Raw genomic sequence first — 10,453 nt, forward strand, 5'->3', positions numbered from 1 at the left:
AGTTCGGCTTTGATGCCCGCCGCGATCTGCGCCCGATCCGTCATCGTCAACATCCGTCGACCCACCGCACTCATACCTCGTCACCAGCATTGTTGCTTCGACGCTATGACACCGCCGTGTACAGCCTGGCGTGAACAGCAGACGTTCAGCATCCCAGAGGTGTGTCTTGCGGTAGAGGCTGCGTAGCCCACTGGAGTCCACGAGTGCAGCACTGTTGAACAACTCGCCGGTTGGCGCCTGCTCACAGAAGCCGCCGACGATCACGATGTCGGCGGCGAGCCGCGCCCAGAGGGCCAGCGTCTACCGTCGGCGGGTTCCGCCACGGCCGCGACCTCGGTTCAGTCCTCGAACACATAGCCGCTGGAAACCAGCAAGTGCCCTTTCGTCTGCTACTGGCCGGGGAGGGGTTGGCACCGTTCGAGGAAGAAGTCGGACAAATGTCGCAAGCACGACGAACCGGGGGACCGGGGTGCGTTCAGTGGGTTGCGAACGTCGGACAGTGTCATCGGCAAATCCTCTGCGTGGCGGGTACAGCGTCGTCGCCAGGGGAATGCGGACTTGCATCAGATGGATATGGTCAAAATTGCATATTTGCAAAGTTCGGATAGACATAAGGTCCAGTTGCAGGGCTGGGGCGGCGAGCTACTCACCGAGGGCGCCGGTCCGCAGCGACGGTTCCACTCGCGGCCTGCCAACGGCTACCACTGGCGCGTTGGGTTCAACCCTGTTTGGACAGGGAGAACTGCATTACGTCGACACGTCCGCTGCGGAACTGGTCAGCACAGCCTGTCAGGTATTTCATGTACCGCTGGTAGATCTCTTCCGAGGCGATCTGAACGGCGTCGTCGTGGCGGGCGGCCAGTGCCGCGGCCCACAGGTCCAACGTGCGGGCGTAGTGCGGCTGCAGCGGCTGAATCCGGTCGACACGGAACCCCGCTCGCTCGGCAGGGGCGGTAACCCACTCCGGTTCGGGTAGCTGACCACCCCGAAAGATCTCTCGAACGATGAAAACGGCAAAGCGAATGTAGTCCTCGGTGACGGGGATGTTCATCTTCTCTAAGGTGCCTCGCTGGTAGGCGATGATCGAGTGCAGCAGCATCCGCCCGTCCGGGGGGAGGAGGTCCCGGCACTTGTCGAAGAACGCTTCGTAGCGGTGGCGGCGGAAGTGCTCGAATGCGCCGATGCTGATGATGCGGTCCACCGGCTCGTTGAACTCCTCCCAGCCCTGCAGTCGGACCTCCGCGGTCCGCGACCCCGGCAGGTCGGAAAAGAGCTGGGTGACGTGCTGGTATTGATTGTCGCTGAGGGTGAGTCCGATGACATTCACATCGTATTTTTCGAGGGCGCGCAACATGGTCGAACCCCAGCCGCAGCCGACGTCGAGCAGTGTCATCCCCGGATGCAGGTCGCATTTACTGAGCGAGAGGTCGACCTTGGCAAGTTGTGCCTGTTCGAGAGTCATGTTCTCGCGCTCGAAATAGGCGCAGCTGTAGGTCATGCTCGGATCTAGGAACAGACGGAAGAAGTCGTCGTCCAAGTCGTAGTGGGACTGCACCTGTTTGAAAAAGGGCTTCAATTCCGACATTCCAGATCCTTATCTCAACCGTCGGGCCAGCTTCTGGCCACCTCACCATGAAGACCGTCCACTCGAACGTACCTGGAGAACCCGACCTAGGTTTTTGGTTCCACCAGGTCCGCTGCGGTTGAGTTTCACGGAATCGGGTCTTCCGCGCCACGATCCAGAGTCATCTGCGACAGTCCGGGGCGGCTACTTGACATAATATAGATTATCGGCACACGATAGAGCATTTATCGTTGCAGGTCACAGGCATACAGGGCTCCATGGGTATACCTACAGTGAACTTCTGCGGCTGGCCGCCGCGGGTGATCTCAGCGTGACTGCATGCAGCTGGGCGTCGACCTCGAATATCCGCGGCATTCCCGTTTGGTTTGTGCCGTGAATATTATTCAGCCGGTCGGATACATCGAGATAGTCGCGCTGAGGCCATTTCGCGGTCCTGCGGTGACCGGACTGGCAGGCATCGTTCATTGTCGCCCACTCCTCCATATTCATCCAGACGACCACAATACGTCACTGTGACATTTTGAGGTCGCCTCGCAGCCCCTGATCATGAACACGCTACGGCCGCCAACTCTCCACACTGTGAGTATTCAGAATATACTGAAACTTGTGAAACCTGATGTGACCAAAGCTGCACCCTCGGCGACCGATGCAAAACTGGGCGAGTTCGTCGAACGGATGGGCAGCTATTTCGAGTCGGCAGGATCGACCCGGCTCACGGGCCGATTGCTGGGTTGGCTGTTGGTGTGCGAACCCGAACGGCAGTCCTCCGAGGACCTGGCAACCGGGTTGCGGGCCTCGACTGGGGGGGTCAGTACAACTGCGCGGCTTCTGATTCGGATGGGGCTTGTCGAGCGGGCGGGGGTGCCTGGCGACCGCCGCACCTACTACCGGCTGCGCCCACACGCCTTCGACTCCGTTATCGAGGAACGTCGCCGGTCCATGGCCGAACTGCGGTCTCTCGCAGAGGAGGGACTGACAGTCCTTGCCGGTGACACCCCACAACGGCTGCGGCGGCTCGAAGAGATGCGGGAACTGGCCGGATTCATGGAGGCCGAAACCCCCGCGCTCCTGACGCGCTACCACAACGAAAGGCGGAACGACGATGACTGAGTGGGCGATCGATACACAGAAATTGACCAAGCACTATGGCGACGTCGCCGCCGTGCAGGATCTGGACTTGCAGGTTGCCCGGGGTGAGATCTTCGGATTCCTCGGCCCCAACGGGTCCGGCAAGTCGACCACCATTCGCACCCTGCTCGACCAGATCCGGCCCACCTCTGGAGCTGCGACGATCCTAGGTCATGATGCGCACCGCGACGCCCTCGAGATCCGCAGGCAGATCGGGTACGTGCCGGGTGACCTGGCACTGTATCCACGGCTCACCGGCAAGGAGACGCTGCAGTATTTCGCCCGGCTGCGAGGCGGAGTCGAGCAGTCCTACATCGACGAACTCGCCGAACGACTCAAGGCCGATCTGTCCCGCAAGGTCGGCGACTACTCAACGGGAAACCGGCAGAAGATCGGATTGATCCAGGCGTTCATGCACCGACCGGCGCTGTTAATGCTCGACGAACCCACCGCCGGCCTCGACCCGCTGATCCAGCAGGAATTCCACGCCCTACTCGAGGAGGTTCGCGACGGGGGGCGCACTGTGTTCCTGTCCTCGCACACCCTCTCCGAGGTCGAGCGGGTCGCCGACCGGGTCGGGATCATCCGTGAAGGACGATTGGTCGTGGTAGAACGGGTGGACGATCTCAAGCGCAAGGCCATCCGTCGGATCGACTTCGAGTTCGCCGATCCGATTCCGTCGGGCACCTTCACCGGTGTCGCCGGGGTGCACGAGGCATCGGTGGACCACCGTCACGCCACCGTCTCGTTCGAGGGATCGGTCAATGACATCTTGAAGGCGGCCATGGCGCACGAGGTCCTCAATCTCAACAGTCGCGAGGCGGACCTCGAGGAGGTCTTCCTGACCTATTACCGCGACGACGTGCCCCCTGCCGATACGCTCCCGGACAACCACGAGAGGCAGGCGTCCGATGTCCACTGACATCCTCGACAAGGATCTCCGTGAACGCCGGATGCCGGTTCTCTGGCTCGGGGCCGTACTGGTCGTGCTGACCGTCTTCGCCCTCGCCATCGGCGCGGGACTCGAGAGCACGATCGCCGACCTCACCGAGAGCTTCCCCGAGGCGCTGAACGCGTTCATGGGAGCCGACGTACCCGGCGGCTACGTGGTCGGTGAGGTGTTCAACCTGATCGCTCCCCTAGCCCTGGTCGGCTATGCCGTGGCGGGCGGTGCCCGGGCCACGGCCGGGGAGGAGGAAGACGGCACGATGGCGGTGCTGGCCGCGCAACCGGTCACCCGCCTCGGCATCCTCGCCTCCAAGGTCGGCGGACTGCTTCTGGCCCTGATCGCCGCGACCGTAGTGTTCTGGGCGTCCGCCGCGACATCTGACGCCTTGTTCGGGATCGGGTTGACGCAGAGCGCCATCGCCGCCACCTGCCTGCACCTGCTGATGCTCGCCATCACTTTCGGTGCACTCGCACTGGCCGTGGGAGCAATTACCGGCCGACCCACCGTCGCCGCCGCCGTCGCCGGATCAGTGGCCGCACTCAGCTACGTCACCAACGCCATGCTCCCGCTGGCCGATCTGGACGGTTGGGCCCGACTGAGCCCCTGGCACTACTACGCCGGGGGCGAACCCCTGGTGAACGGACTCGACCCCGCGTACCTGCTAGTGCTTGCTGCGCTGACCACTCTCGCGCTCGTGGTGGCATTCCTCGCGTTCGAACGCCGAGACCTGAAGGGATGACATTTGATGACCACGAAAAGCACCACTTCGATCCCCCACCGAGTCGAGGCGCGGCCACCGACCCGCAGACTGGCCGCCGCCTGGGCCCTGGTCGGCAAGGCGATCGCCGACCGGATGACACTATCGGTCGTGATCGGCACCTTGATGATCGCGATGAGCGCGATGGTGGGTGCGCTGTGGCCGCCGCTGAAGGACACGTTCGCCGAAATCCCCACCGCGCTGACGGATATGGTGAGCAAGGCGTTTTCCGGCGCAGACCTGACCACTCCAGCCGGTTGGATGAACGCCGAACTGCTGTCGATGGTGGCACCGGCCGGGGCGATCGCGATCGGGGTGATCTCCGCGGTCCGTGCCACCGCCGGTGAGGAGGAAGACAAGACCCTCGGCGCTCTCCTCGGCGCACCTGTGGGCCGAACCCCCTTCCTGCTCGCGAAGATCGACGCCATGATCGTCCATGTACTTGTGGTGTGCCTATTCCTCGCAGGTGGTCTGATCGTCGGGAGCGTGATCGGGGACCTGGGATTGTCGGCGACAGGAATCTTCGGTGCTGCCGCGCACACCGCGCTGCTCGGAATTGTGTTCGGGATGATCGCCATCGCACTCGGTGCCGGCACCGGTAGCCGTCGTCTGGCGGCGGCCGCCACCGGCGGACTCGCAGCCCTTGCGTTCGCGGTCAGCGTGTTCCTGCCGCTGTCCGACACCCTCGCCGGTGGCGCGAAGATAAGCCCCTGGTACTACTACACGGCTTCGAATCCCCTGGTCAACGGCCCTGACTGGGCGCACCTGCTGATCTTGGGCACTTCCGCCCTGATGATCGGCGTCGTGGCTGCCCTCATCTTCGAGCGACGCGACCTGCGCGGCTGAACGGAGAACGTCCTTTCGGGTGCCCGCGCAACCCATCGAGGCGTCTCCCCCACTTCGTTCCGATTGGCTAGGGGCGGAGCCCTTGAACCCGAATTCTTGCCGTCTCCGCCGGTGACCATCGGCCCTAACTTCGCGTCGACCGAAGGCGAACACTTGAAATTGCAGCATCGACTTCCCGTACCGGATTACCGCGGTGCGAAATTCGACTTGGAGGTGCTCGTGAATAACACCATCCCCGACGAGAACGTAGTTCGCATTGCCGTGGACCTCGCATGCCGGGCGCCGTCGGTGCACAACAGTCAACCTTGGCAGTGGAGGTACGCGGACGGGCAACTCGATCTGTATACCGAACGCGGCCGGATCCTGACGTCGACAGACCCCTCGGGCCGGCAACTGGTCGTCAGTTGCGGTGCCGCGCTCAATCATCTCCAGATTGCGCTGATCGCACTCAAATGGTCTACGGACATCCGGCGTGTCCCAGAGGGGCCACACTCAGGGCACCTGGCGTCGATTCGCTTCCGTCACGACGCCCGGCCGCAGTCACACGACTTCGATCTGCTCGCGGCGATCCGGCACCGCCATTCCGACCGTCGACCGTTCGGCCCGGTCAGCGTGCAAACCCCACTGCCCACGACCTTGGCCGAAGTGGCGCGCCACCAAGACGTTCACCTGACCGTACTGGGGCAGGGCACCCGCCCGACACTCGCGAAGGCGACCGAACTGACCGCGGCGGCGCGTAAGTACGATTCCGCATATCAGGCCGAACTCCATTGGTGGGCAGGCCACTCCACCTCGAGTGGCGGAATACCTTCGAATGCGCTCGCGTCCGGGGACAACCGTGAAGGCGTCGCCATTGGACGCCGCTTCCCTGACGGCCGAGACGACAATGCGACCACGAAGATCGACCATTCGACTGTTCTCGTGTTGAGCACCGACACCGAAGGCCGCGGCGAGTGGCTCCGCGTCGGTGAAGCACTCTCCGCGGTGCTCCTGGAATCCACGGTCGCCGGTTTAGCGACGTGTCCACTGACCCACATGACAGAACTCAACCAGGGCAGGGAGATAATCCGCGAACTACTCCCCGACGGCGGATTTCCGCAGGCTCTGGTCCGGGTAGGGGTTGGCGAGGGGAAGAGTCCGCCTCGACAGACTCCGAGGCGACCGATCGAATCGGTGTTCTCAATGGCCAGACGAGATCCTCGTCGGTGACATTCATTGTTACCCGGTGAGATGAACACGACCGTGTGTGGCTGCTTCCAGGTCCGACACCGTGGCCTCGATGAGTTGGTGCGAGAGATCAGCCAGCGCACGAGCCGTGGCCAGTTCGTCCCCGACTTCGGGGATCTCCGGGTCGTTCGGATTTCGACGGGCGCGGCCGATCCCGACAAGTGTGTCGGTATCGCTGGTTCGGAGCCGAGCTTGCGCCCGGGTTTTGGAGCCGCCCTCCTCCGAGTCGTGTTCTTCGATGACGATATCAACAGACCATTTCTTCTCGTTCATCTCGTTCGGCCTCCGTTCGGTGTAGGTAGGGACGCGGTTTCGGGTATCGCGTCCTCGATCTGATTTCCGGTCGTATGCGACTGCCAATCTCACGATCTCGCGCCGCCACGACTCTCACGACGCCACGACAACTGTCTTGTCGGTTGTCTCTGCACACAGCCCGAGGACAGCGCGAAACCCCTCCGCCAGCGATGCAGTCAGAGCGGCGAGGTCAGGGACGGCGTCCGCGTCGGCGTTGATCCCAACGCAGCATCGTGTCGTATACGACATCAATGTGACGTTGAACGCCGATCCAAGTGTGGGGCTGAATGCGTAGTACCGCATGATCTCCGAACCGGCGACGAACAGCGGTACATCAGATCCGACAACGTCCGAGGCGACGAAGTCGACGTGCTCGAGCATGCTTCCGAGCATGGAGGCGGGAAGCAGGTTCAAGGCACCAGCGATCGTCGGTGACAACGGAACCGCTGGCTCGTTGCGCCAGGTCTCGACGGTGGTGTGCACGCGGTGCATGAGTTCAGCGGGCCCGCCGGCTTCCGTCGGCAGGGCGAAGCGCGCCAGCGTGATGCGGTTGCCTCCCACCGGGTCCGAATCGGTTCGCAGGCTGATCGGCAGCGTCATCCGCAGTTCGCTGATCTCGGCGCCGTGAAGTTGGTGATAGTCCGCCATCCCCACCAGGACGGCAGTCAGAAACGCGTCGTTGATCGAGCAGCCGCCCGCTGTGGCTGCCTCAGCGAGCGCTGCGACCGGGACGTCGAGCACTGCACAGTGACGGCGCGTACTGCGGTTCGTCATCACCGGTGAGCGCGTCGAGACGACGGGCCGCGCGAGACGCATCGCGGACCCGCCGACGGCGACTGCGTCGCGGTAGACACTTCTCGGAGACCGCGCAAGGCGACTTCCGTTCCGGACCAGCGCCGCCGGTGCCCGGCGGGCCAGGTCTCCGACGGTGTCGCGATACCAGAAGAGACGGTTCGCCGGTTCGGAAGAATCGCCATTCTCTGGCGTCGTCAGGAGATTCGTCTGGCCTTGCCGAGGGGTCCCCTCCCGCGTGAAATCAACTATCTCTCGAGTAATCTGCATTCCGCCGACACCATCGGTGAGCGAATGGTGCACCTTCATCACGAGGGCGGATCGGCCGTTGTCGAGCCCGTCGAGAACCGTGAACTCCCACAGCGGACGGTTCTTGTCGAACGCGGCCATCTCGATTGTGCGGGCGAAGTCCAGTACGACATCCCACGACCGGGGTTCGGAGACGGTGAATCGGCGTAGATGCCAACTGAGATCGAAATCCCTGTCGTCCGCCCACCGCGGTGGAACCAAACCCATCGGATCCGCGATCACTTTCCGTCGGAATATCGGAACCAGGTCGACGGCCCTGCGCATCATGTCGACGAAACGAGTCTGATCCGGGCTGCGGTCGAGCACCGCGACAGCGACGATGGTCGAGCGGAGGATCGGATTTTCCTCCATTCGCCACGACATGAAATCCGGCTGAGTCATGTATCGACGATTCGTATTCATGAATTGGTCAATCACCTCCGATTCGCAATCGAAGCTTTGGGGGTCAGAAGTGCCCACGGTGTCATTTTCCTACTTGTCGATCTCCAGTGTCCAGATAAGGAGGGATCGTCCCCGGGGATTTCCGACTCTTCGGGCACCCCTCCAGCAGCCGGACACCTCAACTCGCCCGGCGACAGATCATGATGGGGCAGGTGACGTGATGGAGAAGGTTTTGGCTCGTCGAGCCCAGCAGCGCACCGACTAGCCGCCCGTGGCCGTGGCTGCCGACGACGACTAGTTGCGCGTCGTGGGCGTATTTGAGGATCAGCTCGGATGGGTTGGCCCGTTCGATGACTGTTGTCAGTTGCAGATCCGGGTCGTTTTCCCGCCAGCCGGCGAGATTTTCTGCCATCAGGACGGACTGCTCGTCTTCGACGACTGAGCTGTTCGTCATCGTCAAAGCGGAGTAGCGCCCAGTGATGTCGCCGATACCCCAGCCGTGTACCGCGAGGAGCGGGACATCGAAGGTCGTCGCAAAGTCGACGGCCTCGGCAATTGCGAGTGAGCTCAGCTCACTTCCGTCGACTCCGACAACGACAGGACGATTGTCGGGAACCGGGGAAGGTGTGCCCGATCTGATCACGGTTACGGGACACCCTGCGCGGTGGAGGACTCTTGCGACCGTGGACCCGGTCACGAGGGATCCCACTGTCCCCGTACCGGTGGATCCGACCGCCACCATTGGTGCGTGCCTGCTCAATCTGGTGAGGGCCAGGCCTGCTGGTCCGGGATAGGTGCCGCTGGACACCGTGACCTCGGGGAACTCGCTCCTCACACGTCGCTCGGCCCGATCCAGGATCTCGTGGGCGGATCGCTCGACCTCTTCGGCGAATTCGGCTTGAAAAAGAGGCGCGGCCTCGCTGTAGTGGTACACCGGATTCGACAGGGCGTGAGCCAGTCGTAACTTCACGGATCTCCGGTGCGCGACCGCTGCCGCCCACACCGCCGCTCGCATCGCACTTTCCGAACCGTCTACCCCGACGACGACGGACCGGTTTCGCGCAAGAACGCTCATTGTTCTCAACTTTCCATGCTCTAGCAGACAATCAAGAGTCACTACCGCCACCGTCTCAAAGTCGGCAACGACAGCGATAGAGGCAGAGGTCATTCGGGCGCACCAATCCACCGCCGACGTAGACGCTCCTGTTGGCCCAGGCTGGTGAATACGGCCTGTCCAGCCATCATTTCTTGATGATCGGCTACTCGCGCCCGATGATCGGTTCCACTCGGGTGCAACGAGTCCCGCGCGGGCTGACGCTGAGCTGATGAATTGGATCCCCTGTCCGGCTACGGCCGCAACGAGGCGGGCGGCGGTTGGGGGCTTGCGTTCGAGGGCAAGATGCCTGCTGGATCGGCGGTGAGGTCAAGTTGTCGTCGGGTCAGCCAACCGGCCATTCCGGTGTCCGGCCGAAATCGTTCCATTCTTGATCCCACTGCCGCATCCGGCTTCGGGTGTTCATCCAGCGAAACCCGAAGAACAGCAGGGAGGAGACCACCGCCGCTCCCACCCAGACCGACAGTGCCGAACTCACTGCGATCGCCGAGTTCTCAGTGGCCGACCTGGGCTCCTCGGTCACGTTGCCGTACGTGTCGACCCACACATCGACGGTATCGCCGCGCTGCGCGCTGGACCTGGCTTCCACCGCACTCGAGCGCAGTGTGCCGTTCGGGGCACTCCATTGAGCCGTCGCACGGTTCTCCATCTGTGGCGAGCGACTGCCCGTGCCCCACACCACCAATTGCTGCGGATCGTCGATGAGAACGGCAGATTCTGCGTGCCCGATCTGATGCTCGGCATGGGACCGCTCGGCCAGACCCGTATACGTTGCGGTTCCGAACGCCGCGGCGAAGGGAACCATCATCAGGAGGAAGGCGATCATGACGGCGGTGGCGACGAAATCGAGTCGGTCGCTGGTACGCATCAGTGGATTTCGGTTCCACGGCGCCAGCCGCCACCAGCGCAGAGCGGGTGTCTGATCAGCGTTCATCGCACGCCTCCCCCGGACCGTCCTCGTGTGTCCAATTGTTCCTCGCTCGTGACGCGCGGTGTAGGGCAGAAAGTCATTCGCAGGTGATCAGCGGGATACGGTGGCCACGTCACCATCGGGAACCAATGCCGGCCTCT

10 protein-coding genes are annotated in these 10,453 nt (G+C 62.9%); 5 read left to right on the plus strand and 5 right to left on the minus strand.

The annotated features are described in order from the left end of the window. Positions 1–718: 718 nt before the first annotated feature. On the minus strand, positions 719–1,585 hold the full coding sequence (locus tag RM2_RS22040) for a cyclopropane mycolic acid synthase family methyltransferase (RefSeq protein WP_072691631.1): 867 nt from the start codon (positions 1,583–1,585) through the stop codon (positions 719–721). Positions 1,586–2,191: 606 nt separating this feature from the next. Here RM2_RS22040 and RM2_RS22045 point away from each other — a divergent pair. The 5 genes from RM2_RS22045 to RM2_RS22065 all read left to right on the plus strand — a co-directional run bounded on the left by RM2_RS22045 (position 2,192) and on the right by RM2_RS22065 (position 6,474). Beyond that, positions 2,192–2,695: a GbsR/MarR family transcriptional regulator gene (locus RM2_RS22045; RefSeq protein WP_245814094.1), complete on the plus strand. Its 504-nt coding sequence runs from the start codon at positions 2,192–2,194 to the stop codon at positions 2,693–2,695. Next, positions 2,688–3,635: an ABC transporter ATP-binding protein gene (locus RM2_RS22050; RefSeq protein ID WP_072691633.1), complete on the plus strand. Its 948-nt coding sequence runs from the start codon at positions 2,688–2,690 to the stop codon at positions 3,633–3,635. Before RM2_RS22045 ends, RM2_RS22050 begins: the two co-directional genes overlap by 8 nt. Further along, entirely contained in the window at positions 3,625–4,401 is a 777-nt protein-coding gene (locus RM2_RS22055) for an ABC transporter permease subunit (RefSeq protein ID WP_072691634.1), read from the plus strand. The genes RM2_RS22050 and RM2_RS22055 overlap by 11 nt, the downstream gene beginning before the upstream one ends. A 6-nt stretch (positions 4,402–4,407) precedes the next feature. Beyond that, positions 4,408–5,265, plus strand: a complete 858-nt coding sequence (locus tag RM2_RS22060; RefSeq protein ID WP_072691635.1) for an ABC transporter permease subunit — start codon at positions 4,408–4,410, stop codon at positions 5,263–5,265. Positions 5,266–5,484: 219 nt separating this feature from the next. Beyond that, a complete protein-coding gene (locus RM2_RS22065) occupies positions 5,485–6,474 on the plus strand; it encodes an Acg family FMN-binding oxidoreductase (protein WP_174553881.1) in 990 nt (329 codons plus the stop codon). A 9-nt stretch (positions 6,475–6,483) separates the two neighbouring features. Here the strand turns inward: RM2_RS22065 and RM2_RS22070 are convergent, their stop codons facing one another. The 4 genes from RM2_RS22070 to RM2_RS22085 all read right to left on the minus strand — a co-directional run bounded on the left by RM2_RS22070 (position 6,484) and on the right by RM2_RS22085 (position 10,316). Continuing rightward, a complete protein-coding gene (locus RM2_RS22070) occupies positions 6,484–6,765 on the minus strand; it encodes a DUF1876 domain-containing protein (RefSeq protein WP_072691636.1) in 282 nt (93 codons plus the stop codon). Positions 6,766–6,879: 114 nt separating this feature from the next. Continuing rightward, positions 6,880–8,268, minus strand: a complete 1,389-nt coding sequence (locus RM2_RS22075; protein ID WP_084721950.1) for a wax ester/triacylglycerol synthase domain-containing protein — start codon at positions 8,266–8,268, stop codon at positions 6,880–6,882. Positions 8,269–8,446: 178 nt separating this feature from the next. Next, positions 8,447–9,343, minus strand: a complete 897-nt coding sequence (locus RM2_RS22080) for a universal stress protein (protein ID WP_072691637.1) — start codon at positions 9,341–9,343, stop codon at positions 8,447–8,449. A 364-nt stretch (positions 9,344–9,707) separates the two neighbouring features. Then, positions 9,708–10,316 carry an Rv1733c family protein gene (locus tag RM2_RS22085; protein ID WP_072691638.1) on the minus strand — a complete coding sequence of 203 codons (609 nt, stop codon included), beginning with the start codon at positions 10,314–10,316 and terminating at the stop codon, positions 9,708–9,710. Between the last annotated feature and the right edge of the window lie 137 nt (positions 10,317–10,453).

Origin of the sequence: Rhodococcus marinonascens NBRC 14363 (assembly GCF_001894885.1) — a bacterium.
Taxonomy (GTDB): Bacteria; Actinomycetota; Actinomycetes; order Mycobacteriales; family Mycobacteriaceae; genus Rhodococcus_F; species Rhodococcus_F marinonascens.